Source organism: Nitrososphaera sp. AFS (assembly GCF_009898475.1).
In the GTDB taxonomy this organism is placed as follows: Archaea; Thermoproteota; Nitrososphaeria; order Nitrososphaerales; family Nitrososphaeraceae; genus Nitrosopolaris.
This window is the reverse complement of record NZ_QURE01000006.1, coordinates 27,910-53,637: the sequence shown is the minus strand read 5'-3', so window position 1 is coordinate 53,637 and position 25,728 is coordinate 27,910. Positions and strand designations below refer to the sequence as shown.

Annotated in this window: 25 protein-coding genes; 14 read left to right on the top strand and 11 right to left on the bottom strand. The window is 41.1% G+C overall.

The genetic code is table 11. The annotated features are described in order from the left end of the window. Positions 1-80: 80 nt before the first annotated feature. Entirely contained in the window at positions 81-1,394 is a 1,314-nt protein-coding gene (gene prf1, locus DYY65_RS01365) for a peptide chain release factor aRF-1 (protein ID WP_162476195.1), read from the bottom strand. Positions 1,395-1,515: 121 nt separating this feature from the next. Here prf1 and DYY65_RS01360 point away from each other — a divergent pair, with 121 nt between their 5' ends. After that, a complete protein-coding gene (locus DYY65_RS01360; protein WP_162476194.1) occupies positions 1,516-2,079 on the top strand; it encodes a CBS domain-containing protein in 564 nt (187 codons plus the stop codon). Between the two features lie 915 nt (positions 2,080-2,994). Here the strand turns inward: DYY65_RS01360 and cysS are convergent. Continuing rightward, a complete protein-coding gene (cysS, locus tag DYY65_RS01355) occupies positions 2,995-4,374 on the bottom strand; it encodes a cysteine--tRNA ligase (RefSeq protein ID WP_162476193.1) in 1,380 nt (459 codons plus the stop codon). A 110-nt stretch (positions 4,375-4,484) separates the two neighbouring features. Next, a complete protein-coding gene (locus DYY65_RS01350) occupies positions 4,485-4,790 on the bottom strand; it encodes a Rieske (2Fe-2S) protein (protein WP_162476217.1) in 306 nt (101 codons plus the stop codon). A gap of 412 nt (positions 4,791-5,202) precedes the next feature. Here DYY65_RS01350 and DYY65_RS01345 point away from each other — a divergent pair, with 412 nt between their 5' ends. From DYY65_RS01345 to nadC, 4 genes are all read left to right on the top strand, one after another. After that, positions 5,203-5,754, top strand: a complete 552-nt coding sequence (locus DYY65_RS01345; RefSeq protein ID WP_162476192.1) for a hypothetical protein — start codon at positions 5,203-5,205, stop codon at positions 5,752-5,754. 82 nt (positions 5,755-5,836) lie between these two features. Continuing rightward, entirely contained in the window at positions 5,837-6,445 is a 609-nt protein-coding gene (locus DYY65_RS01340; RefSeq protein WP_162476216.1) for a DNA-directed RNA polymerase, read from the top strand. Beyond that, positions 6,446-6,634, top strand: a complete 189-nt coding sequence (spt4, locus tag DYY65_RS12345; RefSeq protein ID WP_370519258.1) for a transcription elongation factor subunit Spt4 — start codon at positions 6,446-6,448, stop codon at positions 6,632-6,634. It abuts the gene before it with no gap. Next, a complete protein-coding gene (gene nadC, locus DYY65_RS01330; protein ID WP_162476191.1) occupies positions 6,634-7,521 on the top strand; it encodes a carboxylating nicotinate-nucleotide diphosphorylase in 888 nt (295 codons plus the stop codon). The genes spt4 and nadC overlap by 1 nt, the downstream gene beginning before the upstream one ends. 16 nt (positions 7,522-7,537) lie before the next feature. Here the strand turns inward: nadC and nadA are convergent, their stop codons facing one another. After that, positions 7,538-8,479, bottom strand: coding sequence for a quinolinate synthase NadA (gene nadA, locus DYY65_RS01325; RefSeq protein ID WP_162476190.1), 942 nt, complete (start codon positions 8,477-8,479; stop codon positions 7,538-7,540). 158 nt (positions 8,480-8,637) lie between these two features. On the opposite strand from nadA, the gene DYY65_RS01320 reads away from it, so the two are divergent. From DYY65_RS01320 to DYY65_RS01310, 3 genes are all read left to right on the top strand, one after another. Further along, complete coding sequence (locus DYY65_RS01320) at positions 8,638-8,817, top strand: 30S ribosomal protein S30e (protein ID WP_162476189.1); 180 nt, start codon at positions 8,638-8,640, stop codon at positions 8,815-8,817. Further along, positions 8,762-9,691, top strand: a complete 930-nt coding sequence (nadX, locus tag DYY65_RS01315) for an aspartate dehydrogenase (RefSeq protein ID WP_236561586.1) — start codon at positions 8,762-8,764, stop codon at positions 9,689-9,691. The genes DYY65_RS01320 and nadX overlap by 56 nt, the downstream gene beginning before the upstream one ends. A gap of 65 nt (positions 9,692-9,756) precedes the next feature. Then, positions 9,757-10,053, top strand: a complete 297-nt coding sequence (locus tag DYY65_RS01310; RefSeq protein ID WP_162476188.1) for a TRAM domain-containing protein — start codon at positions 9,757-9,759, stop codon at positions 10,051-10,053. A 207-nt stretch (positions 10,054-10,260) separates the two neighbouring features. Here DYY65_RS01310 and DYY65_RS01305 read toward each other — a convergent pair whose 3' ends face one another. Next, on the bottom strand, positions 10,261-12,078 hold the full coding sequence (locus DYY65_RS01305) for an SDR family NAD(P)-dependent oxidoreductase (RefSeq protein WP_162476187.1): 1,818 nt from the start codon (positions 12,076-12,078) through the stop codon (positions 10,261-10,263). A gap of 131 nt (positions 12,079-12,209) precedes the next feature. Here DYY65_RS01305 and DYY65_RS01300 point away from each other — a divergent pair, with 131 nt between their 5' ends. Further along, positions 12,210-12,854: a hypothetical protein gene (locus tag DYY65_RS01300; RefSeq protein ID WP_162476186.1), complete on the top strand. Its 645-nt coding sequence runs from the start codon at positions 12,210-12,212 to the stop codon at positions 12,852-12,854. Between the two features lie 3 nt (positions 12,855-12,857). On the opposite strand, the gene endA is transcribed toward DYY65_RS01300, so the two are convergent. The 3 genes from endA to DYY65_RS01285 all read right to left on the bottom strand — a co-directional run bounded on the left by endA (position 12,858) and on the right by DYY65_RS01285 (position 15,259). Continuing rightward, a complete protein-coding gene (gene endA, locus DYY65_RS01295; RefSeq protein ID WP_370519262.1) occupies positions 12,858-13,400 on the bottom strand; it encodes a tRNA-intron lyase in 543 nt (180 codons plus the stop codon). 8 nt (positions 13,401-13,408) lie between these two features. After that, positions 13,409-14,062 carry a DUF47 domain-containing protein gene (locus tag DYY65_RS01290; RefSeq protein WP_162476184.1) on the bottom strand — a complete coding sequence of 218 codons (654 nt, stop codon included), beginning with the start codon at positions 14,060-14,062 and terminating at the stop codon, positions 13,409-13,411. 186 nt (positions 14,063-14,248) lie between these two features. Then, complete coding sequence (locus DYY65_RS01285; protein WP_370519261.1) at positions 14,249-15,259, bottom strand: homoserine dehydrogenase; 1,011 nt, start codon at positions 15,257-15,259, stop codon at positions 14,249-14,251. A 1,024-nt stretch (positions 15,260-16,283) separates the two neighbouring features. Between DYY65_RS01285 and DYY65_RS01280 the strand changes: the two genes are divergently transcribed. Continuing rightward, a complete protein-coding gene (locus DYY65_RS01280; RefSeq protein WP_162476182.1) occupies positions 16,284-16,574 on the top strand; it encodes a UPF0147 family protein in 291 nt (96 codons plus the stop codon). 228 nt (positions 16,575-16,802) lie between these two features. On the opposite strand, the gene DYY65_RS01275 is transcribed toward DYY65_RS01280, so the two are convergent. Beyond that, the gene (locus DYY65_RS01275; protein WP_370519257.1) at positions 16,803-18,995 is read right to left on the bottom strand and encodes a beta-CASP ribonuclease aCPSF1; all 2,193 of its coding nucleotides are present in this window, start codon (positions 18,993-18,995) and stop codon (positions 16,803-16,805) included. Positions 18,996-19,591: 596 nt separating this feature from the next. Between DYY65_RS01275 and DYY65_RS01270 the strand changes: the two genes are divergently transcribed. The 3 genes from DYY65_RS01270 (at position 19,592) to DYY65_RS01260 (ending at position 21,458) form a co-directional block, all read left to right on the top strand. After that, positions 19,592-20,293: a chromosome segregation protein ScpA gene (locus tag DYY65_RS01270; RefSeq protein WP_162476181.1), complete on the top strand. Its 702-nt coding sequence runs from the start codon at positions 19,592-19,594 to the stop codon at positions 20,291-20,293. Between the two features lie 48 nt (positions 20,294-20,341). Beyond that, complete coding sequence (gene scpB / locus DYY65_RS01265; RefSeq protein WP_162476180.1) at positions 20,342-20,854, top strand: SMC-Scp complex subunit ScpB; 513 nt, start codon at positions 20,342-20,344, stop codon at positions 20,852-20,854. 217 nt (positions 20,855-21,071) lie between these two features. Continuing rightward, positions 21,072-21,458 (top strand): 30S ribosomal protein S8e, encoded by a 387-nt coding sequence (locus tag DYY65_RS01260; protein ID WP_162476179.1) that lies wholly within the window; start codon positions 21,072-21,074, stop codon positions 21,456-21,458. On the opposite strand, the gene DYY65_RS01255 is transcribed toward DYY65_RS01260, so the two are convergent. Then, a complete protein-coding gene (locus tag DYY65_RS01255) occupies positions 21,455-21,622 on the bottom strand; it encodes a hypothetical protein (protein WP_162476178.1) in 168 nt (55 codons plus the stop codon). The genes DYY65_RS01260 and DYY65_RS01255 overlap by 4 nt on opposite strands. A 5-nt stretch (positions 21,623-21,627) precedes the next feature. On the opposite strand from DYY65_RS01255, the gene DYY65_RS01250 reads away from it, so the two are divergent. Beyond that, on the top strand, positions 21,628-22,347 hold the full coding sequence (locus DYY65_RS01250) for a metallophosphoesterase (RefSeq protein ID WP_162476177.1): 720 nt from the start codon (positions 21,628-21,630) through the stop codon (positions 22,345-22,347). Here the strand turns inward: DYY65_RS01250 and carB are convergent. Further along, the gene (carB, locus tag DYY65_RS01245) at positions 22,337-25,702 is read right to left on the bottom strand and encodes a carbamoyl-phosphate synthase large subunit (protein ID WP_162476176.1); all 3,366 of its coding nucleotides are present in this window, start codon (positions 25,700-25,702) and stop codon (positions 22,337-22,339) included. The genes DYY65_RS01250 and carB overlap by 11 nt on opposite strands. Between the last annotated feature and the right edge of the window lie 26 nt (positions 25,703-25,728).

Genomic DNA, 25,728 nt, shown 5'->3' with positions numbered 1-25,728 from the left:
TCTAAAATCCTTTCATGCTAGTTTGGATGACACGTCACAGTTTCATTAGTGTGCTATATTAGCAGCCGACAAGAATTAAATCAAGATATATGCGCAACCAAATTTTTATTTGTTGTTGGCCTAAATCTTAATATGGCTCCTATGCTGCCCAGACTAGAAATTTGACTACCTTCCTCTGATCCTCCAGATATTACTTCAAGTTTACTTCCTGTCAAAGCGGCCAATTCCTCAAGGTAATCCACTATATCCTTCTCTATAATTTCATAATCGACCGCAGAACATGAGGGGCACGGTTTTGATATGATCTCTTGCTTCACTCGTGTGGCGTCGATTCTTTCAACGATCTTTTGTTGATTGTATCCGCACCTATTGCATTTTGCATCCAATTTAGTCTTGGTTATATTGTCGGCAACAATGACCATATCAACTATTCCTGTTTGAAGTGACGCAAGAACATCGGATATACCATAAATACCTAAACCATCTCCTGAATGAACCTCGCTCATAAATTTCTTTACGATTTTTTTTTCCTCCATTAGTCTATATTCGGCCATCACTCCCTGATCATTAACTTTGTCTATGATTTCACGTATTCCCTCATCACCAGAATAGGAAGTATCCAGCGTCGTTATGACGTTGTTTTGTAAACGATAGTCTAAATATTCTTCTTTGAGAAAATTCTCTTTAGTTGGACCTGGCCCACCTACAATAATTCCTCGAACATTGTATTGATTAATGAAGACCTTCTGGGCATGATCTGCGACCCTATGATAATAATCATTGAGTTCGTTGTCCCGGAGTCTTTCAAATCTCCTAGCTGATTGACCTCCCTGCCGATGTTTGCCTGCAACGCCCGAAGTCATTGTGTCTACAACCAACCATCGATCGCCCGTTAAAATTCCAAGTCCAGCCTCTTGAGTATCGATGGCGAGAATGCCAATCACTTTGTCATCCTTCATCATATCCTTCAAGTGGCTTATCCAAAAGTGGTCGTCGCAACGGTAAAGTTGGATCTGGACCGGCTTTGGTGGCATTACTGAATAAAGCTCAATTTTTTCTGTGCCAAATCCCTTTCCTGTCGGAATCGCTCCACAAAATATGACTAAACCGTTCTCAGGGGTCTCCTTGAAAAGCTTCAAGTGCTCTATTGTCCTACTCAATGCGTCCTGAACATGACTTCTAGTCAGATCGGATTTAATGTTTGATGCGGTACCAGACTCATTTCTGAGCTGCGCTATAACGTCATATATTGGTCGTCGAGGGGGGATATACACTGTCACGAGTTCCGTCCCATGACCTAAAATTCCACCTAGCTCATTCAGCATTCTGGTAAGTTTATAACGCTTTACAGAATCCCATTTAGATTGCGTATTCGAGCTAGTGTTGGCATTCATGTTTAAGACTACTTAAGCGCACAAATATAAGCTAAACCAAAACTCAATCGTCAAAATCGTGAACATATAGCATAGTGAGTCCAAATTATTATAAAACCTAAGGCCCCGAAATAGAAAAGTATTGGAAATTCTGCCAAGGCTCGAGTATATAGCTCATGCTAGAAGAAGGCTTGGATTAACTCAGCGCAAGCTGGCAGGATTAACTGGCCTAAGCACATCCATGATCAATCAGATCGAGTCTGGTCGTTGTAGACCAAGTTACGAAACTGCTCAGAAGATTTTCGACCTCCTTAGTTCACTTGAAGGTCAGTCTGCACTTAAGGCTGGCGACATATGCAGCCGAAATCTCTACTTTGTTCAGAAGTGCGACACGATGATGGTCGTGATTGAAAGAATGAGAAGCAATTCTATTAGTCAAATTCCCGTCTTCGATGGTTTTCAAGTTGTGGGGATAATAACTGAGGACGGTCTAGCCAAAAGGATGGTTGAGCCAGCAAAGAATGACCGTAATCGCGATATGTCATTATCGAGCATAATGGAGCCGCCACCACCAATTGTGGACGTGTCTACCCCGGCAAAAGCACTAGTTCCTCTAGTAAGGTTTTCCAAATGTGTTCTAGTAAGCGAAAAAGGTGTAGTAGCTGGGATAATCACACTGACAGACACCTTGAAATTGGTAGGATGATGCTAATCGCTTTTCCTGACCATTGTTCATTAGGTTACATATTCCAGTGTTAAGTCAACAGGATGAGATTATGTCGCGTGAAATCCCGTTTAACTACGGGCTGCATGTACAAGAAAAGAAGCTCGAAATTCCATCCAGGTATTCCTTAGATAAAACCGCGAAGCGAACGGCTTGAAAGTAAATGAGTTGCTCGACAAAAAAATGCCTAACTATTCAGCGGCGCTTTAGATTTTGTGAGACGCTCCCAATCCAATGAGTTCATTCTAAAATCCTCTCTAATCCGACGCAACAGTCGGCATCTCTCAAACAACTTGAACATAAACTCAGTTCACTCTCATCCTCTATCAAAAGTCCACAAAGAGGGCATTTCTTCACCACACTTTCCATAATGGCACGATAGCTTTTTCTCATATTAATGTCCTCTGCTTATTGGCATGCGACTGATCCCCGACTTTGCGTATCTTCATATGAATTTGTAGCAGCGGCTTCCTAAGCGACAAGCCATTTACAAGTAATAGCATCCAGTCATATTATTTCGAAGGATTCATCAAATTCTTATGCGGTATTTCTCCGTGCTTGTTAGAGACGAATAATTTGCTTTCAATTCTGGAATCAGGAATCTCCAATGCTGAAGTAATACAGACCACATTAAAATAATAACTTCCTGAAAGTAGAAACCAATTTTTCTCCTCAAGGAGTAACTGGTCTGAGCTAAAGTGGTTCAATACACATTAGATACAGTTGCACAAGATTATTACAAGATGAGTTAACAGATTGGCTTCCGTAACTTAGCATATTGTATTCCTTTAATCCAAATGGATCCTTCACACCCATTAACCATATCAGTTCAAGTGTATAATTGGGACAGGCGCAACTATTCTGTTACTAGGGATTGAAAATGAAGTCTTCTTGGTCTTATTCTACTGCAGTCCAAATAGTTCTCTCTTTATGGTCAATTAACTCGACAGAAAATTCTTCTAAAAGCCTCTTTCTAATTATATCTGACTCCTCAAATTTTCTTTGTTCTCGCAGACTATTCCTGGTCTGGATCATGTTCTCGATTACGCTTTTTTCTCCTTCGCTCAATTCTTTCAGCTTTAGCCCGAGAACATTAATGATGTTCCTGAATACCTTTCCTGCGGCCTCTGCCTTATTTAGTGTAATTATTTCCTGAGCGGCGAGTCGATTTAACTCGGAGACAAATCTGAGGAACACTGTTAAGGCTAAGGAAGTGTTTAGATCACTTTCCATCGCATCATCGAATTCATTTTTTGTGTTAGTAGAAAGCTTATCCACAGCTGTTATAGCACCATTGCTACCGCTTGCAAAACTCAGTTCACATGCGCATATCTCTATTTGTCGCCATTTCTGCTTACATTCATTCAACAAGGCCTCTGAATAGTCTAAAGGTTTAGAATAATGGACTGACATGCAATAAAGGCGCACACTGTTAGGTCCATATCTAAATAACGCATCTTTGATTGTCACAATATTCCGGAGCGATTTAGACATTTTTTCTAAATTCACCGTAACCATGCCACAATGCATCCAAATCCTTGCGAATTCATTACCCGAAAATGATTCAGATTGTGCGATTTCATTCTCATGATGAGGAAAAACCAGATCATATCCACCACCGTGAATCTCGAAAGGGCAGTCAAAGTACTTTAAAGCCATCGCGGAACACTCAATATGCCACCCGGGTCGACCTTTTCCCCAAGGAGAGTCCCATGCTGGAGAATTTGATTCGAATTTCCACAAAGCAAAATCGAGAGGATCCTCCTTATGATGGTCTATCTCTATTCTAGCCCCAACTTCCAATTCAGCAATCGGTTTCTTAGACAGCTTGCCATAATCTTTAAAAGATTTGACTCTAAAATAAACACCATTTTGAGAGAGATATGCATAACCTTTTTGCAAAAGCACGCCAATAATCCGTTCCATGTCTTGCATATGCTCTGTTGCTCTTGGGTACAGATCAGCCCGAAGTACATTTAGTGAATCGAAATCCCTAAAGTAATTTAAGATATATTTAGAAGAAATTTCTTCGGCCACAACTCCTTCGGCAAGGGCCCGCCTTATGATTTTGTCATCAACATCTGTAAAGTTCTGAATATATTGCACTGTATATTTTTTCGAGAGGAGATAGCGACGTAGTATGTCGAAAATGATGACAGTTCGTGCATGCCCAATATGTGAATCATCATAGACAGTTACTCCACACACGTATATCCTAACAGGTGTAGATTGATCTAGGTTGGATAGTCTTTTCGACATGGTGTTAAAGACTTTCAATTAGTTGAGTCCATAGTGTTGTAATCTACGATTAAAAGATTCATCTCATCGCACTTGAGTTGCAAATAAGAAAAGTCGTATGAACTATTATGATGACGCCACTTGGCATGCTAAATGTCTATGTATACCTGATTACCCTCAACCTTTACAGGATAGGTAAGAAGATTGACTCCATCAACATAATCAATTAGTTTGCCAGTTGTCAAGTTATAGTGCCAAGAATGCAGAGGACATTCAACTATCTCTCCTTGTGTCCTTCCAGGCGCAAGTGAGCCATCTTGATGTCTACAAAGGGCCTCGATTGCATAGTACTTCCCACGAACATTAAACAATGCTATCTTAATTCCCTTCACGTCCAACTCTTTGCCTTTGCCTTCAGCAATTTCGTCAGTCGCTGCTACCCTAACGTTAGTCATTTCATATTGAAATTCACTTTCAGGATATAAAGTGTTGTCTATAATATGCTTCCAGTGATTTCCTTTCAATCTTCACTCTTTAAGGACGATTGCGTGATAATCAGAGTGATGATTTAAGCTGATCTCAAGTTCTTAAGTTGGTTCTAATTAAATAATATATACAAATTTATTTGAATCACGATTGGCCCACAAACGTCTTTGCTCAGAAGACCTAGCTCAAAAACGTGGTTCAAATCTAAGCCTTTGAACTCGGAAATTTGCTTGATAGACAGTTGAACTTAACGAGCAGGCTACGTTCAACTAGAGCGAAAAGGAAGATATACTTTTGTACGCAAGCCAATGCTAAAGTTTTAGACACATTTCATCACCAATGAACACAGGACTTATAAATCTGGAAAAGTTAAGTAGAGCCTTGAAGCGCAATAAGTTTGATTCTCGGTCTGATACAACTACCAGATCATTCAGATTCGACTTAGCCCTTTCAAGAACTTTGGAGAAGGAGGCCGAGAGGATGGGGATATCAGTAAATGCATTGGTGGGAATCATTATCAAAAGATATGTGGAGTTTACCAGATATTTGTCAAAAATAGACATGATAGTAATTAACAGAGAGTTTGTTACTGCGCTAATTGGATCCTATGAGGATGATAGACTGTGTGAGATAGGTCAAAAACTTGGCGAAACTGTTTCCAAAGACACAATTTTGTTTTGGAAGAAAGAGCTATCCGAGCAAACTGTCCTAGATTATATTGAAAAGATAATTTGTCGTTATGGTCATCTTGGAACATATGATGAAACCTTGCAATCAAACGGTAGAACTGTTGTTATAAGACATAGGTTAGGCCTTAAAGGTTCGATATTCTTCGAAGGATATTTAAAATCTACCTTAAAGAACACCGCTATGAGAGATGCCATTTTCGAGATAACTGAGTCCTCGATTAAATTTTTCATCCAAAACAGCTAACATTGGATCATTCGCAGACAACCACGGTGAAAATACCAAAGGTTCATAAATTGATCTTTTGATCAACAACCCAACGTTCAGAATGTTTGAAATAGTTCATATGAGTGACGTTGTTAGAATTCCTCCAAGCAGGTTAAAGAATTCATTAAGGGATACGGCTGTCGGTATTCTAAAAGAAAAATACGAGAGCATGATAAGCACCGAGCTCGGATATGTAATAATGATCATAGATGCCAGTGCAAATTCAGTAGGTAAGCTCATAGCCGGCGACGGGGCTACATACCATCGAGTAAGCTTTAGTGCCTTAACTTTTTATCCAAAATTGCAAGAGGTAGTAGAAGGAGAGATCGTGGAAATTACTGACTTCGGTGCATTTGTCAGAATAGGCCCTACTGATGCGTTGTTGCATCTCTCGCAAATAACTGATGACTATCTTAGGAGCGATGTGAAGCAAGGAGTTATAATCGCAAATCAGAGTGCAAAAAGTTTGCGAATTGGGTCAAGAATTCGCGCAAGGGTTACGGCGATAAGTTTAGGAAAAGGAGCCGCCATGGGAAAAATAGGTATAACTTGTAGACAGCCATTTCTTGGTGCTAGCGAATGGATTGAACAAGAGGTTGTCAGGGCGAAACAGCCTCAGGCACAAACACCACCAAAGGAAAAGAAAGGTGGAGCTGGGGGTGCCAAATAGGTGGCAAGGGAAGTAGCATGTAAAAAATGCAAGGCGGTTACCGTTGGAAAGGTATGTCCGCTCTGTAAGTCTGTTGATCTGAGCCCAGATTGGTCGGGAATAATTTTGATCTTTAATCCTGCAAAATCCATGGTTGCTGCTACACTTGACTTGACAGTACCTCACAAATATGCACTTAAGGTAGCGTAATGCCAGAGATTACGGAGGATTTACATACATATCTTACAATTAGAAAATCGCTAGTAAATTTTTTGGCGCAGGATGTGGGTACATGTGATATAACAACTGATTGCATTATTGCGCCAGGGATCTCCACTTCAGCAGAGATTGTCTGCAAATCAGATGAGCCTGCGACAATCGCAGGGTTGAGAGAAGCAGGCATGGTCTTCGAAATATGCGGGTGCAGCGTTCAGGCACTTGCTTCAGATGGAGGGAGCGTTAAAAAGGGTTGCGTAGTAATGAAAGTCATAGGCTTAGCTAGAGCCATACTGAAAGCAGAAAGAACCGCATTAAACCTCATAATGCGGATGAGCGGTATTGCAACGGAAACCCGGAAGGCCGTTAAATTGGTAAGAAAGGTTAACAGATTCACAACAGTTGCATGTACCCGAAAGACAGCAACTGGGCTAGGCTACTTTGATAAGAAGGCAGTAGAACTCGGGGGCGGTTGGTCACATAGAATGAGGCTTGACGATATGCTATTGATAAAGGATAACCATCTAACTTTGAATCCGTCTATCAGAGACTCTGCCAGAACTGCAACTGAAAAAACTCACGGCGGTCTGTTGCTTGAATGCGAAGTTAAGAATTTGAAGGAAATGTATTCCGCGATAAACGCTGACGTGGACATCGTAATGCTCGATAACTTTTCATTGGTGCAAGCGGGAGTTGCGATGGTCGCAATTAGGAAAAAAGCACATCGCAAAAAGATTAAAACAGAAATATCCGGCGGAATCGGGTTGCAAAATATTATGTCTTATGCACGGTTGAGACCTGACATCATCTCGCTAGGGTACCTCACACATTCACCTAGGGCAATTGATTTCAGCTTGAGAATAATTAGCCAGCTAGACTAGCATCAAGATTTTCAAATCAACCAATAGAAAGCATACGTGTAATTGCATCTTTTGCTTTCGACGCAATATTGGATGGAACTTTGACCTGGTACACATTGTTAAGGAGCGAGTTTTCTAATTTTTCCAGGTTAATTAATTTCATATACCTACAAATCGCGTCCTTCTTTATCGGAATAAATTGTTTATCTGGATTTTGTTTCTTCATTCTGTTTAGAATACCGGTCTCTGTAGCAATTACAAACTGCTTAGCGCTCGAGGTAGTCACATGCTTCATCATCCCGTCAGTTGAAAGAATATGTGCTGATTTCTCCAATTCTCCAGTCGAAGTATGATACAGGGCAGTCGAAGTACAGCCACATTCAGGGTGTACCAGAAAATCCGCATGTCGATATTTCTTGAGCATAATATTAATATCATCTGGCTTTATTCCTGCATGAACGTGGCATTCGCCCGGCCAAATGTACATATTTTTTCTATTCGTCATTTTTGCTACGTATGAACCCAAAAACATATCTGGAAGGAAAAGAATCTCTCGCTCTGAAGGAATACTGTTCACTATTTTGACTGCGTTGGATGAAGTACAACAATAATCTGATAAAGCCTTTACTTCAGCCGAGGTATTAACATAGCTCACTACAATTGCGTTTGGATGTTTAGCTTTCCAAGACTTCACTTCCGCTGTGTTTACACTGGAAGCGAGAGAACACCCGGCATCGGAGTCAGGAATTAAAACTTGTTTGTCAGGGCAAAGAATAGCTGCTGTCTCAGCCATGAAATGCACACCACAGAACACTATTGTTTGTGCATCAGATTGTGCAGCAGTTCTTGATAGCGCTAGCGAATCACCGATGACATCAGCTACCTCTTGCACCTCCGGCAATTGATAGTTATGTGCGATTATTATTGCATTTTTTGACTTCTTTAATTGTTGCAGTCTATTCTTGCGCTCTTCAAGCATTGTCTACTGCTTCAACCAACATTGAAGCACATTTAAACGAGTATATTCGAGGAGATGGCTGCCCTGGATATTCCAAAGTATGGCAATACTTGCCACATTGATATTACACAGTACTATGGATATGTATATATTAGATTGATTTTCAGTATATATAGGCAATGCCAACTCATGGATCTTTGACCAAGGCAGGGAAAGTAAGGGGTCAGACTCCTAAAATTCAAGGCAAGGTCAGGCAAAGTCCTGTGTCAAAGCTTCGCAATAAGAACAACTTCGTCAAGCGTTTTGAAAGGAGAAGGCCACCAGGACAAAAAAGGCCGGAAAGAGGCGGTAGGAGATAATTCCTTATGGCATGATTTTGTTCTGAAAGCCCTGGGCTATCTCATGAATATTTCTATAATTGGATGTGGGGCAATTGGCAGCGAATTAGCAATATCCATAGATTCCGGGAGAATAGAGAACGCAAACTTAGTTGCCATATTTGATGCCGAGCAGATATCCACTCAAAGGTTGAAACTTCGTCTTCATAATCACAATGTAGTTTCCTTTTCTAGCTTTACTGACTTTGTTTGCTCTCAAGAATTTAGGATCACTGATATCGTGATTGAGGCCGCCTCACAAGCTGCTGCTAAGCAATATGGCAAATTCGTGTTAAAATACAAAAAAGATCTCTTTTTAATGAGCGTCGGCGCCTTGTCTGACGATTCTTTCTCGTCCGAATTGCTTGATATAGCCCTAACAAACAAGAATCACATATACGTGCCCACCGGCGCTATAGCCGGTTTAGATGCAATAAGGAGCCTTAAAGGACATCTCGATTCAGTTACGCTTACGACAACGAAAAATCCTAAAGCCTTGGCGGATGCCCCATTTTTTGCTTCTAATCCAGTAAAATTAGAGACTATAAAGGAAAGTACACTTGTATATCAGGGTGATGCACTAGACGCTGCTGAGAAATTCCCAGCAAATATCAATGTTGCAGTGGCCTTGGGCCTCGCAGGAGTCGGTCTTCGGAAAACGAGAGTCGAAATAATTGCAGATCCGCATATTAACGTAAATCAGCACAACATCAGAGCTACCGGGCCATTCGGAGAAGTTCTGATAAATGTTAGAAGCGTACAAACCCCCAGTAATCCTAAGACTAGTATCTTGGCAGTGCATTCGGCAATTGAATGCTTACGACAAGCATGCGGAAGTTGGTTTAAGAGGTCATAGAAGATTAACATAACTTTGACAGTTTATATATGGATGGTGATCTGACTTCAGTAAAGGTATCAAGTATGAGTTATGGAGGATTCAGAAGGAACGACAACTTTGGTCCAAAACCGGTTGAAACAGGCAAAGAGTATGACGTACAGATTACTGAGATCAGTAGGAAAGGAGACGGGATTGCCAGGATCCAGGGATTCGTAATATTTGTGAAGAATGGCAAAGTGGGTCAGAACGCAAAGATTAGAGTAGTTCAAGTAGGCAATAGATTCGCTACAGCCGAAATTGTTGATGGCGAGGCATCTGCGCCAACGTCCACAACCTCGAGTAGTGCAGCGGAATCTTCTAGCGAACAAGTAACGAGCTAAAACGATCGATTCGACACATCGCGCAGCTTTTGGCACCAGATGTACTCGGCAGCAGTTTTTTATGCTGTATTTTTTTCATTGCCACGTGGAGAGAGACCTCATTTTCAGAGCTGATTGTTGTTGAATAAGGTAAGAACCATTAGATCACGTATAGCGATCTACTCTTTCTAGAAAGGAACCGTGCTAACGGAAGATTTGCCATACTAATTATTCGCCTATATAAAATATTGATTGATTATTGGGCTGATATGACATGGTCAATATTCCGGCCACTGAACTGGTAAGCAACGCTGTACTAGGGCTATCGCCCGCTATGTTACCTGGCAGCAGCAAATAAACATGTATTTTCGAGCCGAGCACGTCCCGAAGCTCTTGATTTACAGTGGCGGTGTAAGGCCTTAGTGCACCCCTGAAGATTTCCGACCTTGCTCTAACCAGTCCAGAAATCTTCTTTCCTACTGGAGAATCCGGCCCGATAATTATGATAGAACCTTGTACTCCTTTATAGTTTTCTGGGTTCTCAATAGATCCTGGAGGCGCCATAATATTAACAGCCTCCTTAACGATTAAACTAGGCAGATTAATGAAATTGTCAACCAATTGATCCCATGTAGATCTCTCAATCGACATTAGTGGCATATTGTAGTTGTAATCGCCGGTAATGTGGATCAATGAATCAAGAATCCCAAATTTAGACCTTACAGTTTTGAGAATCGTCCGTACGCGACCTTCATCTGAAAAATCTATTGAATGGTAATGAAACTCTCTGAACTTTATCGCATCCTTTGGATTTCTCGTGAGTATTATTACTTGTTTGGCCTTGTTAGATCTAAGATCAGTAGCAATACTATAAGCTCTATCCAAATCCTTTTCCACCGAGGAGGTTATCGTTATGACGAAAACCTTGTTGGCTAGGTTAGAACGCTGCTGGTCGGAATCCAGTATAGACGTCCCGATAATAGGTTTAACAGGATAGAACACTCGGTCGTTTGGAATAATTCTACCGTTGATTAGTTTGCTAATATTGTCATCACACAGATTCAGAACCATATTTGCCACATCATCTTGTGTTAAAAACTCTCCGTCAACTATCATTTTTGACGTGTTTGACTGAATCTTTTCAGCTATTTCTTGTAGTTTTCTAAGTAATTCGAAGATCAGTGAAGCTAAACCATTTGATTCTGGAAGTTCAGGTTTGATCGTTTCGCGGGATTTAGAAATTTCGCTAGCTATCTTATTAACTCCCATATTAATAACTGGCTCCGGCTCGCCAAGTAAATCCAACAAGGATTTTGTTGCTTTCTCGATTTCTGATGAACTAAGGCCTTCAAAGCCACCTATTCTTAAGAACTCGGCAGCTGCCTTTGGGTATACAGTCCTGTATATTCTATCCGAATGGACAGGCCCTGGATTAGTTGCTATTGATTTAATCCCCATTTCTACAAGCTCCCACGCCAAGGCTTCTGTCAATCTATTTTTGGATCCCTGTGCAGAAGTGTATGGAGCTCTAAACCGATACGGCCTCTGCTCAAATTTATTCTCTTCAGTAAAAAATGTGGACACAGTTATGACCTTACCGCCAGGCCGCATCGTCCTGATGCCATGTGTCGTAGCACAAAAAGTCCCAGTCAAATGAATGGCCACACATTCCCTGAATTCTTCATAGCTAGCATTAGTGAAGGCTTTTACGGGACCTGATATTCCAGCATTATTTACAATTATATCGACTTTACCGAATTTTTGTTCGATATCTCTGTACATTTCGTTTATTCCAACTTCATCTGAGACATCGACTCCTGGAAAGCTTCTGACAGTTGCTTTTGAACCTACGATATTCATGGTCTCAGTTAATAGATTTAATGTATTTTCTAGGGGCTCCTTTCTTCTTCCCATAATAACAATGTGCGCACCATTTTCTGCAAATTTTTTTGCAATCGATTGGCCTATACCAGTTCCGCTGCCAGTAATCACGACTACTTTGTCTAAAAATTTGAGTGGGGCAGGAAAATGACTTACCACGGCCATACGACCCTCACATTACTATTAAAGGTAATGAACTAGTTGTGAACTTGCAGCAACGTCAAGAATGACAAGTACGTAACCATGTTACGGCACTATTTCACCTTTATTAAGTGGCAGCAACTGGTTATAATATATTGAGAATTCCAGAGGCCAAATTTATGCTTAATTCAAAGGATGGGACTGTAGAGATAGAGGGACCAACAACTTTTGTCGATAAGCATCTTCAGAAGCTTGAACAGATCTTCAACTCCGAGATAGGAGAGACCTTACTTAGTCGTTTTGGCACAATATTAGAATCGGACAAGGAGTGTTTTAATATGCCTGCCTTCAAGGATCGTAGCAAGCGATCAATTGCTCCAACTGGTAGTTCTAAGCATAGCGTTCCGAGACAGTCTTCATCACTTCCTCCCATTCCAGTTGATTTGAAGGGAAATGGCGATAAATTGGGCCTTCGCCAGTTCTATTCACAAAAGAAACCGGCCAATCATTACGAAAAGACTGCCGTCTTCGCCTATTATTTAGTCCACCATAACCGCCAATCCGAAGTCCGCTATGGTGAGCTCCTATCATGCTATGAAGAGGTGGATGAGAAAAAACCTAGCATAACAGACATCATCAAAAATACCATCAGATACAAGGGGTGGCTCGAGCCTGGATCGGACAAATATACAGCGCGCCTGACAATTTCCGGAGAAAACTTTGTAAAGTTTGACCTCCCTCAGCAGAGAACAAAAGTTATAATCCAACCTGGAAGCTCGCTATCTGGCTCAGGAGTATAAAAATTAGGCTCTCCACCACTCGAATCCTATAAAGTCTACCTTATCTTCCTTGAACCGTGGGAGCGCTAAAATGAATTGCTTCTTAACGGTTGTAGCCAACCTTCCGAAAAGAACAATTCCCGTAGCTGTTAAATTCTCATTCTGCTCAAAGACCTGAACCAAGTATGGTGCATGATCAATGCCCGGCCCCTTTTCATAAACGGCGAAGTCACATCCAAATTTAAGTCCTGGAGATACTATATAGCCTCTTTCTCGCAGATGCTTGAAGACAACGTATTTTCTTTCGAAGTTTGCATACTCTTTCTTACAAATAGCCCTTATATCCTTATATGATAATCTCTTCAGAAACTTGTTTATGATTGTGAGAGCACCGATTTGGCTTAGATAACAACCTTCCATTAAATCCAATATTAGAGGGGAATCGAATTGAACTCCTTTTGGCTTTGATATTCCAAGTGGCTTTCCAAAGTATCCATTTCCAAATAGCATGTGGGAGTGATCCTGGTTCCAGATAATTATTCGATTCTCTATTAATAGGCCTTCAATTAGCATCATCACATACTCAGCGCTAAAATAGTCAACGAGTCGGAAGTCTCCTGGCACTTATCGGCCATCCCTTCAATTCCTTCAACAGCATCTTTGAACAAAAGCAGATCCTTAGTAACCGTGATTTCGTTCAGGGCCTTGATGATGGTGGCCCTATATTTTGTATCAACCAATCTCTCTAATTTCTCAACTCCTTGGGCAAGTTCTATTGTAGTTACCGGATTAATACTTAAAGCTCTAGCCATATCATTTAATTTGAAAATAGCGTCGACAACCATTCCAACTAGATCTTGCAGGTCGTCATCAAATCGCCCATTTTTCAATGAAGCAAACTTCATATTGCCCAGCCTAAAGGCCACTCCACTGATGTATCCTGCAATATCGTCCATATGATAGGCGGCTCTCAAAACATCCTCTCTGTATACCATCAAGCTGCCTATTTCTGTAACTTCTCTAGTAATTTTGCGGCGAAGATTTTCTACTTCCTCCTCAGCTGTCCTCATTTTTTCCAATGAAGTCTGTATGTCCTTTATTTCAGCCCTGACAAGTGAGGTAGTTAGTGCAGACAACTCTCTAGCAGAATTAAGAATCCTACTGAATTCATCCTGTAACACTGCCAATGCTTTCCTTTTGGCTTGGAGCTCCAGTTCCCCACTGTACATTCATTTATATCCGCGTTACCAGGCTATTAATTCTTTTGACGAGCATCGCAGCAATTAATTTCGTCATTCTTTTGAAAGATTCAAAATAGCACGAAGTCGAAATTTTAGGCAGGAAGTTTGTATATTCTCGATCGAACCTAATAAAAAATCCGTGAATAACCATTTGCTGTTAAATTGCGGAATATCCTACAACAATAAGGCGGTACGAATGTCTATTAAATCTCTGAGTACGGCACTTGCAGTTGGTGACCCTCCTGCACCCTGGCCTATAATTGTGTGATCGCCTGAATGTTGGGAACAAAAGGTCACGGCATTTAGAGTACCATTCACACAAATTGGATCCGTATTTGACAGCTCCGTGGGCTCGACACATAGACGTCTATTTTCACACTTGCCAATTAATTTTATAGCCTTCCCTGCTTTATTGGCTCTTTTGACATCAGTCAGATTTATGTCACCAATCCCACGTCTGTACACGTCCTTAATGGTGACTTTCATCCCCATGATCCAATTTGCCATGATTACCAATTTGGCCGCTGCGTCGAAACCATCAATATCAAGAAGCGAGGATGCTTCAGCATATCCGTTCAATTTGGCATCATTAAAGGCATCGTTGAATTCGAGGCCTTGTTCCATTTTACTAAGTATGTAGTTCGTGGTGCCGTTAAGAATGCCACGAAACGATAGTATATTGTCACCTTTCAAACTACGCTTGGCAAACTCCAATATTGGGGTTCCTCCTCCGACCGTGCCGCTAAAACGAAGCTTAACGTCGTTGTAATTCGCAAGTTCTAAAAGCGATGGAAAAGCAAGAGCTAGCGGACCCTTGTTTACTGTAATAACATGCTTTCCTGATTTTAGTGATGCAACAATATTAGAAATGCCGGGCTCACCGCTGTCTATGTTCGTAGGTGTTAATTCAACCACAATCTCGGCATCAGCCTTCTCGATAAGAGAAGGCAACTCATAATTTGGTTTGGACCTATCGTAACCCCCAACAGAGCCCAACAATCTCTTTGCCTCCAGCAACCTCTGGAGATCCAGTCCGGCGGTCGATACAGCAGAGCCATGACTGTCGATACACGCAACGACGCGGGGATTCACCCCGTATAACTTATGTAGATCGGTCGAACGTGATAATAACAACTTTACAAGGCTTTGACCTACCACCCCAAAACCAACTAACAGTAATCGCACGAGATTTGGTTGTGAAATTGGGTTTAATATATTTAAATTCAACTTGACTTTTAGGCTCAAATAATGATTGTGGATAGCAATCGAAACACTTTATATTTTAGAACTGGCTTCTATCCATAGCAATACTCGATCCAGAAGGTTTGACTGCCAGTTATCAATTGGATTTATTCTAGTAGCCAGAACAGATCAAAATAAAGTTTATGAGGTCTGTAGCCGGTCGAGTGAAATTTACTTTTTGATGACAACGTTCATAATTTTTGATTCGGGTTAGAATCTGACACTTTTACTACAGCAAAACCTTTTCATTATGATTAGATTAGGCACGGAATATTGGATCGATGATCGGGAGAGAACTGGGATCATCGATCGGTCGTATTACACATTCCGTTTGGGGCACATAATTCCTTTACGCTACAGTACTTGCTCCTTGGAGCTTCGGGGTAGTTGGTGCCTAAATATCCCACAATCTAAGGGAAAGATTACGCTGAAATTGCTTTCAAAATGTTTCATAGCCGTATTATTAAAATTCATGTTCGAATTTAGGTTATGTATGGGATGGTGTACTCATACTCTGTGCTTAAACTTTGTAGCCCCCGCAGACAACATGGTTCCGATTGGTCGACTAAATAAGTGTGAGTGGGAAGGCTACCGATGCCTATTACTTCACTCATGACACTCAAAAGGAAGAAGTGTATATTTCGACAAAAGGTCAAGAACACAGTAAAGTTAGTCCGTTTGAGCAAAAAAAACAAAGTGCGAAATAGGCTAGGTAAGGGTACATAAAGAAATCAATTGTTGTGCCCAAGATGAGCTAGAATAGTATTAGAAACAGTTTCAAAGCTACGATCTGGAACAATAAACTTAGAAGATCTTGAGACAGACTTGCAGCCGCAATCTTTGAACCAACGTTGTTTGTACAGATCGGCATTCGTGGTACGACGAATCAATTTATGGGAATAAAAAGATTCAAAAGCTACCAGTTGCTAACTAAAAAATAATCCAATCTTAAAGGATGAATATGGAAATGACGTCAACAAAAAAGGAAGTAAAACGCAAAGAAAATGAAGATCGTTTGTCAAGTGCAATTTCTACCTTGGATAATATTTCAAAGAATACCAATATTCAAAGGAACATACGGAATATGATTAAAGAACTTTTCTTTGCACTAAAGGATGAAAAAGGAGGTAGCGTATCTGTTCGAGCCGCAAACGCAATTAGTATGCTAGACACAATTACCCAAAATCCCCAAATGCAATCTCATATTAGGACCATGCTCTGGCAGGTAGTTTCAACCTTGGAGAGTATTAGAGAGTGAGTTAAATTATCGAGTGACGTCAGTATCTCTAACCGGCTTCAGCGGCGGAGGAAGTTTTTCTAGTTTATGAGTCGGATTTGCCAAATAATGTCTTGAAGCTCCTTCTCCGCTCAAAACAATGTTACAATCTATGCATCTATATCTTATTGCCAAATCACTAATCTAAGTGTATAAGCCGCGACACAAGGCTAAAAATGCTCCGTAAGCGAAATTCCCTATTTTTTTCGATTATCTTAGTTTGATAATTTCTCTATTGTCCGGTACACTTGATCTAATCTTAAGTTTCCGATACACCGTACTTGCTACGCTTTCAGACTTGGATTTCTCTCCATGATTAACTAAGACTCGTTTAGGCCTTATTCTAGAAATGAAACTCAATATCTGATTAAAATCACTATGTCCACTAAAACCGTCGATTTTTTGAGATTTACATTTAACTGGAATAACTTTGACCTTGCCAGCCTGATCCAGCATACTCGCCTCCGTTAGAGTTCCTTCCACGATCCTTCTTCCCAGAGTACCGTTTATCTGGTAAGAAACGAATACGATCTTTTTTGACGAAGGAGCAATCACTTTAAAGTACTCTACTGAAGGCCCTCCCTCAAGCATCCCTGAGGTCGCCATAATTATTGCAGGATTCTCATCTTCTAAAACCTCCTCTCTTTTATTTGGTCCGTTAATGGGGGTAAAATACTCCGACTCAAAGGGATTAGTGCCCTGAGAAACGGACTTTCGTACGTCGTACCCTAAATAATGTGCATATGACATGTGGATAGCACTAGCCTCCGAAATCATTCCCTCTATGTATATAGGAGTCTCAATGAGCCTTCCTTCACGCATCTCTTTGTCTATCACTAGCATTATTTCTTGAGCGCGGCCTACCGCTGGAACCGGAATAAGCACCTTTCCACCATCAACTAACGTCTTGTTTATGCTCTGTGTAAAAGTGGAATACACCGCTGTTTGATCAGGCATTATATCTGCGCTACTGCCATAGGTACTCTCTGTAATGAGAGTCTCAACTCTAGGATACATTGAGGAGGCGCTGTCAAGGAGCTGTGTCTTTGCATATTTATAGTCGCCGGAATAAAGTATATTGTGTGCACCAGAAATATTTAGATGGACTGTAGCGCTACCGAGGATGTGACCGGCATTATTCAGTGTGATCGTGATATCAGGGGAAATATCAGTTGGCTTTCCGTATGGAAGAGTAATACAATGCTTAATAACTTCGTTTACATCCCTACCTTCGTACGTCAAATATGTCCCATTGGCTTTCGATATTTTTATTGAGTCCATTTGTAACAGGGTCATTAAGGGTAACGTCGGCTCAGTACAATAAATTGGACCGCTGTATCCATACTTGTATAGACTAGGAAGAAAGCCTTGGTGGTCAATATGTGCATGACTCACCACCACTGCGTCCAGCTCGCTTAAATTAAAATTAAAACAATCTAACCTCGGATAAGCATCAGTACCACTACTCTCACCTGGATTGATACCGCAATCTAACATCACTTTGCTCTCAGGCGTTACCACTATAAAACAAGATCTTCCTACCTGCTTTACTCCGCCCAAGCAAAATAAGATAACCTCTTTGTTATTTGGTTGAGAGATTTGGCTGTGTGATGATTCAAAGGAATTAACCATGGCAATCATGGAGCTCTTTGAATTGAAGCTTTTTATTTCTACAAGGGGAGTCCTAAATATTCTGGATCCTAACTCTTGTAAAAAACTCGATCTTTCCTTTGCAGAGCTCTTTAAGGTAGAATGAATCGTATTAATTATATAAGACGGCAGGTGCGGGGAAAGTCGAGTATGGGCAACCCAACCTGTAGACTTGGCTATTTCTATGACAATTTCTGGAGTTACAGCGTCAGGTCTGTTAACTTCTAGGATAACTTCCCCCGTAGCATCGTCACAGAACACTGCAGAAACTAAAACATCCTTTGGGAGTAGTTTGACTACGGTCCTCCTAGTGTCATCCTCGGGCATTCTGATTGATGGGTCTGTACGAACTACAAACCTTTTCTTCAAGCTTTTTGAAAGGTTTGACAGGTGGTATGTCAGTTCTGTTAGAGAAAAGCCGGGATTGCGAGTATAAAGGGCAATATTCGGGCCTTCAAATTTTGCATATGATATTTGGGATTCAGGTGGAATAGACTTTAAAATGGCCTTTGAAAGGCCACTTTCCTTGTCTAATGTCAGCTTAGCGCCATGGCTATCCTTTTCCTTTGCTTGTTTAGTAGTAGTCTCAGACGAATTCCTTTGCAGCCGCTGGTGGGTAGGCAGCCCTTGAGAACGGTGATCCTCATCATAATTGGTATCTGACCCTTTTATATGTGAAGCTTCACCGCTGTGTCGATTATCCGATTTCTCTTCCTTCTCACGAAGGTTATTTGATTTTTGATTTTCTCGCACGTCTTACTTATCCAGCTCTTTTCGGTATTTTCCTTACAAGTATATACAAGATTGCGCACTAAATTGAGAGTATATCGTGAACATTTAGACCGACAATAAGCCATCCATCAATGGAATGCATCCATTAATATATTTTTGTAGCACGATCATAGAAGGAACAATTTGCGATTACCCGAGATTAACTCAAATCGCCGTATTGACGCGCTCAACACCAATTAGGCTAGAGAGAATAAGCTGCTGAAGACAGTTTTGTGATCTAGTTCTAGGACGATACTATTATGTGCGCACCGGCAGCAACAGCTCAAGTTAAAGAATAGTTAAATTTTTCAGCATTTCCCAAATACAGCCTCAGTACCAGATTTCGAAACTGCATTCTTTGAAAAGTTATTGGTTACGCTAGAACTCTATCTTTAGTTGCTAGTTTTACATTTGAACTCTTGCATTTTTGTCCGGTTGGCATTATGTTTAAAAGGAGCATGGCGGAATTTCTACTTGATCATGAAAGGCGAAGTAAAATCCTTTTGTTGTGGTGATTCAAGATTGCTGAATTGCTACTTTATTATTACGATGTTATTTTGATATAGCTGGTATCGAATTTGTCAAGCGCAGACAATCTTCGTTTAAAGTCGGATTATGGTTCCAAAAAAAAGATTGCCGAACCCCCGTTAAACATATTATTCAACGTTTCTCTTGTAAGCAGAAGAGATATTTGGGAAATAGACGTTAGCATGTTGCTTAAGATGCTCCTACAACTTCTAAGCGAAACTGGAAAGAAGGATCTGCGTCTTTGTGGAGTCGCTGCCTTATCGTCATCGATGATTCATCGCCTTAAGGTAGAAAGCATTTTTAGGCTCGATAAGGTTGGAGGGCAGCGAAAAACGGCAACAGTCCCAGATTCTGACTTGCCTATTACGGATTTGAAAGCGATAGAGCTCCCGTTTAGAGTTGAATCTACTTACCCAGTCTCTCTGGAAGATCTAATGCGCATGATGGAGAACATGATCCTTGAATTATCAGGTCAAGGGCATGGGAGGAAAAATTTCAATATGGAACCTATACTGCCACTTGATTTTAAGGAATATTCACACAAGTTTGAGCAAATTATACGTGATTATGAACAAAGGATCCTAGATGCAATTTTGTTGTCTGGTGAAGTAATGTTCAAGCTGCTTGTCAATGGCTTAGAACCGATAGAAATTGCGAGATATTTTATAGCATTGCTCTATCTGGCAACTAAAGAAAAGATTAGCCTCCAGCATTGCGAAGAACGCGAGGACATAAAAATCATTTCTAGATAAGCGGTTATGAAGTTACGCTAACTTCTTGAGTTGCTAGGGAGGACAACATTGGCCAAAGCTCTTCCAATAGAGGAAGTTTCAGCTAGGATCGAGGCTGCGCTCTACTCTGCTGGTCGTCCTCTATCTGTAGATGAACTAGTAAAAGCTTCGGGCTCTTCACGATCGACAACTTTGAAAGTCCTAAATAACTTGATCCAGAAGGCAAAATCGGTTTTCAGTGCTTTAGAGGTCAAGGAATTAGCAGATGGGACATTTGTTTTTCAGCTGAAACCTAGCTACAGTCCAATGATAAGAAGATATGCTCAACGGCCACTAATTCCAGCTTCTTCTCTCAAAACTTTATCATATATTACATATGAACAACCCGTTACGTCCAAACGTCTCCTACAGATTAGAGGTAGCCAGGTATACAGTCATCTAAGAATCTTAAGGCGAATGGGGTTCATCGAATACGAAAATCAAAGGCCACGAACGTACAGGACTACCCGGAAGTTCCAAGCATATTTTGGACTAACCGACATTGAATCCTTAAAGAGCTCTCTTCCGAAATATATTGGCTAATCATTCTCTGTAATTCGTTATACCAACCATGTATGATAGCAAGTCTAGGACAACTAACCGGATCCAAATTTGAGCTTAGTTGAACATAGCTGGGTCAACTAATCCCGACTGATGTGGTTGTGCAACAGGTCAGCTAATATCACGGAAATAGTTTCTGGCTTAAATCTAAAAAGTAACTCGCAAAGTCTTAATTACAGGAAAGTTAGTATAGAGTGAAATGCGCAAGTCGCTGGAAAATCTTGCTAAGAGGAAACCTTCTGGGGGTAGAAGGATTGCGTCAAGAAGTAGACGCAGTTTCGAGATCGACAGATACCCAAATGAAGCAAGTTTAGGTACTACCACCACAGTTACTCGAAGAACGAGAGGAAATGACATAAAAGCATCCCTAAAGACGGCCGAAACTGTAAACGTTACCAATCCTGCTTCAAGAAGGACTACTAAATTACTTATCAAGAATGTGATCAAAAATCCAGCTAACAAAGACTACGAAAGAAGGGGAGTGATAAGTAAAGGAGCATTGTTAGAAACGGATCAAGGAATGGCAAGAGTAGTATCGAGGCCTGGGCAGGACGGCAGCGTAAATGCTGTTTTAGTTCAAAGCTAGGTTGTTGTTTGATCGTACGGTTTTGATGGAGGGATAAGACCATCCAGATCCCCTTGCCTCAAGTTAGTGATTTGTTTTAAGCTATATCCGGCCACTCTATCCATATCCCGCGCTGCTACTTCAGACACAAGAGCGTGGTCTAAATGAGTCGTACCTGGTGGCATCAGATTTGCACCTTGGATTTGAAGCTGCTTTTAAGGAAAACAGGATATTATTTGACTTGAGTTCCAAATCAAAGGTCCAGGATGACATCAGAAAGATTATTCAGTTGTATTGTATAAACAAGCTGATCCTCCTTGGAGACATAAAAGCCTCTATAAAGCGAATATCCAAGTACGAATGGCAAGAAGTCCCAGAATTTTTCAATTATATCTCGAAATACGCAGGCACATACATAGTACCTGGTAACCACGACGGTAACATTAGCTTGTTGGTCCCTGAGTCTGTCACTATCTGCAGCGTGAAAGGTATCGTTTTGGGAGATACATTGCTCACCCATGGTCATGTGATGCCCACTGCTAGCAGAGGATCAATCAAAAGGATTGTGATGGGGCACGTCCATCCGAAGTTTTCAAAAGCAAATAGTATTCTAAATTCACAGCGAGTGTGGATATTTCTCAAGGCGCGAAAGGAAAAGATCTTCAACTGTGCAAAAGGGTTGGTAGATATAGTGATTTTACCCTCTCTCAATAGTGCAATGTATCCAGAGGTACAAAAGACTTCCAGCCAGGTTTCTCCAATCATCAAGAGAGTTTTTGAGCATGATGCAGTAGAGAGCGCGATTGCCGTGACACTTGACGGTTCAATTATTGCTGACAGGCATGATGCATTGGCGCTGCTCCTGCCTAAAAATAGTTCTGCCGAAACAAAAGTCTCTCTTAGGGGTTAATATAATCTCGCAAGGCCGTGAGTGTTGGAGTATTTGTCCTCAACCACTCAAGACATTTAATAAATGAGTTGGCAGCTTCTAAAGTTGTGAGGACTGGTACGCCGGCCTCAACAGCTTTTCGCCTAATTTGATATTCATCGTCCAACATTCCAAGATACTTTTCAATCGTTGAAGTCGAGGGGATATTTATGATAAAGTTGATTTTGCGGTCAAAAAGCAAGTCTGATATATTCGGCTTTCTGTCAGGCTCGCTAATCTTGTAGATCTTTTGAATCTCTAACAGTCCGTTGCTCATCAAAAACTCGGCTGTATGTTCTGTAGCCATGATATTGTATCCTAATCGTGAGAGGATTGACATTAAAGGCAACAGCTTTTCCTTATTTTTGTGGCCACCAATAGTAACAAGGGCTGATCCTGTCGATGGTAGCGTATATCCAGCAGCAATATAGGCCTTTGTGAGTGCATCATAGAAACTATCTCCGAAACATGCAACTTCACCTGTAGATTGCATTTCAACACTCAATACGATGTCAGCACCTTCGAGCTGCATAAATGAAAATTGCGGAACTTTAATCCCGAATCCTGAAATTTTTGCCCAACTCTGGTTCGGGACTGTTGGCAAGCTCCTTCCCATCATCGCTTTTGCCGCCAAGTTAATTAGATTTAATCCTACGAATTTTGATACAAAGGGCATTGATCTAGAAGCTCTGATATTTGCCTCTATTACAAGTACCTCATCATCCTTGACTATGTACTGAATGTTAAAGGGACCTATGATATTTAGTGCGTTGCCTATTCTTTTAGAGTAGTCTATTATGGTTTCGGTCGTTTTCCGGTCAAGCCTCCAAGGTGGTATACACATCACAGCGTCGCCAGAATGTATGCCTGCATTATCAATGTGTTCTATAACTGACCCAATTAAAATTCCGTTTGCACTGCCCACGGCATCGACCTCTACTTCTGATGCATCCTGTAAGAACTTGCTTATCACTATTGGATGATCGGGGCTAACCCTGGTAGCCTCATTCAAGAATTGTTCCAGTTGTAGCTCTGCCCAGACTATTTTCATGGCTACGCCACTAAGAACATACGATGGTCTGACCAAAACAGGATATCCTACAGATAGAGCAAATTCTTTGGCTTCCTCTATACTAGTAAACTTTCTCCATGATGGTTGGCCAATCTTCAAAGCTTCCAACAATATTCCGAATTTTTCTCTATCCTCTGCCTTGTCTACGTCTTCACTACTTGTACCAATTATTTTAATACCTTGTTGGGCTAATCTGGGAGCAACATTATTCGCCGTCTGTCCACCTACACAGGTTACGATGCCTTCTGGGTTTTCCTTTTCAACTATATCCAGTATCCTCTCAAATGTGAGCTCCTCAAAATACAGCCTGTCACAAATATCGTAATCAGTGGATACCGTTTCAGGATTACAATTGATTATCGATACGTCTTTCGCGCCGTTCTCTTTTAATCCCCATACCGTATTGACCGTTCCCCAATCAAATTCCACACTACTTCCTATCCGGTATGGCCCGGCACCCAAGACTATTATCCGTCCATTGTTGTCTGCTTTAACTTCGATATCATCGAATTGGCCTCCATAAGTCAAATAAAGGTAATTTGTCCTAGCTGGCCATTCCGCGGCCAATGTATCAATCTGCTTGATTACTGGCTTAATCCCGAAGCTCTGTCGCAGGCTTCTTATTTTCAACTCATCTATTCCTAAGCATCTTCCTATTTGTTTGTCTGCGAAGCCAAGCCTCTTCGCTTCTTTAATGTTAGCCAGATTTATGCCAGATTGCCCAAGCAAGACATACTCCATGTCGACAATATTTTTGATCCGAATTAAAAACCACGGATCTATGGAAGTAAGCGAACTGATCCTTTTAATAGTCATTCCCTCTCGCATCGCCCTTACTACCTCAAATAAAATTTCATCTGTTGGGTAAAGTAATGCCTGTTCTATTGATTCGATACTATCGATGTTTTCTTTTTCTTGAATGCTATTAGTAAGATCTTCCCGAATTGTATCCTTTAACACACCCGCTCGACTTCCGTGTGATGCGTTGAACTGATCATATGACCTAGTACCTAGAATAGGGTTTACGGCAGATACTATTCTGGAATTCGCTACAAGGCCATCTTTTCCAGTTTCAGCCATTCTTATTGCCTTTTGTAGCACCTCTTCGAAGCTTCGTCCAATAGACATTACTTCTCCCACGGATTTCATTGTACTACCAAGCTTTCGTTTAACCAGCTCAAATTTGCGAAAGTCCCAACGAGGGAGTTTGAGTACGACGTAGTCAAGTGATGGTTCAAAGCATGCGGTAGTTGCCTTCGTTATACGATTAATCAGCTCAGGTAACGTATAGCCGAGTGAAATCTTTGCAGCCATATAAGCAAGCGGATAGCCTGTCGCTTTGCTGGCGAGAGCTGATGACCTAGATAATCTAGCATTTATCTCGATGACGCAATATTTTTCAGAAGTTGGATCAAGTCCAAATTGCACGTTGCATTCCCCTATAACGCCGCAGTGAGAAGTAGCTCGTTGGGCGGCAGATCTTAGTAAATGGTACTCAGAATTATTCAATGTTTGTGAAGGTGCCACTACAATGTTATCCCCTGTGTGGACTTTCATTCCGAGGATATTTTCCATGTTGCAAACGATAACGCAATTACCTTGACTGTCTCGCATCACTTCATATTCAATTTGTTTCCAGCTTCCGACATATCTTTCAATAAGTACTTGTCCGACCATGCTGAGAGAAAGTCCTCTTCTCACAATTTCTTGAAGTTCAAATTCATTGAAGGCAACTCCTCCCCCTCGCCCCCCAAGGGTATAAGCCACCCTAACTATGACTGGATAACCAATTGCATCAGAAACTTTATAGGCCTCTTCAAGAGAATATGCTGAAGCACTACACAAGGTTGGCACCCCACACGAAACCATTGCTTCTTTAAAGAGCTGTCTATCCTCGGTTACTTCAATTCCTCTAACCGGCGTACCTAGTATTTTAATTCCATATTTCTCAAGTATTCCAAGTTTGTTTAGCGCGACACCACAATTTAATGCGGTTTGTCCCCCAAAGCTAAGCATGATTGAATCCGGTCGCTCGGCTTCAATGACTTTCTCAATATAGCTCGGGTTAATTGGAAGAAGATAAACTTTATTCGCAAATCTTGTATCCGTCTGAATAGTTGCTATGTTGGGATTAATTAAGACACTTGTAATTCCGTCCTCTCCCAGCGCTTTGAGGCATTGTGAACCGGAATAGTCAAAATGGCGGTCATCTTGGCTGACTTTCGCCGGCTTCTCCGATTTTAATTGCCCCGCTCCCGAGTACAAGAATTTTTTTTAGACTTTCATTCTTT

What these genes read in the sequence shown, in the direction of transcription:
- prf1 (WP_162476195.1), bottom strand. Translation starts at nt 1,394, where the DNA reads ATGAATGCCAACACTAGCTCGAATACGCAATCTAAATGGGATTCTGTA.
- DYY65_RS01350 (WP_162476217.1), bottom strand. Translation starts at nt 4,790, where the DNA reads ATGACTAACGTTAGGGTAGCAGCGACTGACGAAATTGCTGAAGGCAAA.
- DYY65_RS01340 (WP_162476216.1), top strand. Translation starts at nt 5,837, where the DNA reads ATGTTTGAAATAGTTCATATGAGTGACGTTGTTAGAATTCCTCCAAGC.
- nadC (WP_162476191.1), top strand. Translation starts at nt 6,634, where the DNA reads ATGCCAGAGATTACGGAGGATTTACATACATATCTTACAATTAGAAAA.
- nadA (WP_162476190.1), bottom strand. Translation starts at nt 8,479, where the DNA reads ATGCTTGAAGAGCGCAAGAATAGACTGCAACAATTAAAGAAGTCAAAA.
- DYY65_RS01320 (WP_162476189.1), top strand. Translation starts at nt 8,638, where the DNA reads ATGCCAACTCATGGATCTTTGACCAAGGCAGGGAAAGTAAGGGGTCAG.
- DYY65_RS01310 (WP_162476188.1), top strand. Translation starts at nt 9,757, where the DNA reads ATGAGTTATGGAGGATTCAGAAGGAACGACAACTTTGGTCCAAAACCG.
- DYY65_RS01305 (WP_162476187.1), bottom strand. Translation starts at nt 12,078, where the DNA reads ATGGCCGTGGTAAGTCATTTTCCTGCCCCACTCAAATTTTTAGACAAA.
- DYY65_RS01290 (WP_162476184.1), bottom strand. Translation starts at nt 14,062, where the DNA reads ATGTACAGTGGGGAACTGGAGCTCCAAGCCAAAAGGAAAGCATTGGCA.
- DYY65_RS01280 (WP_162476182.1), top strand. Translation starts at nt 16,284, where the DNA reads ATGACGTCAACAAAAAAGGAAGTAAAACGCAAAGAAAATGAAGATCGT.
- DYY65_RS01260 (WP_162476179.1), top strand. Translation starts at nt 21,072, where the DNA reads ATGCGCAAGTCGCTGGAAAATCTTGCTAAGAGGAAACCTTCTGGGGGT.
- DYY65_RS01255 (WP_162476178.1), bottom strand. Translation starts at nt 21,622, where the DNA reads ATGCCACCAGGTACGACTCATTTAGACCACGCTCTTGTGTCTGAAGTA.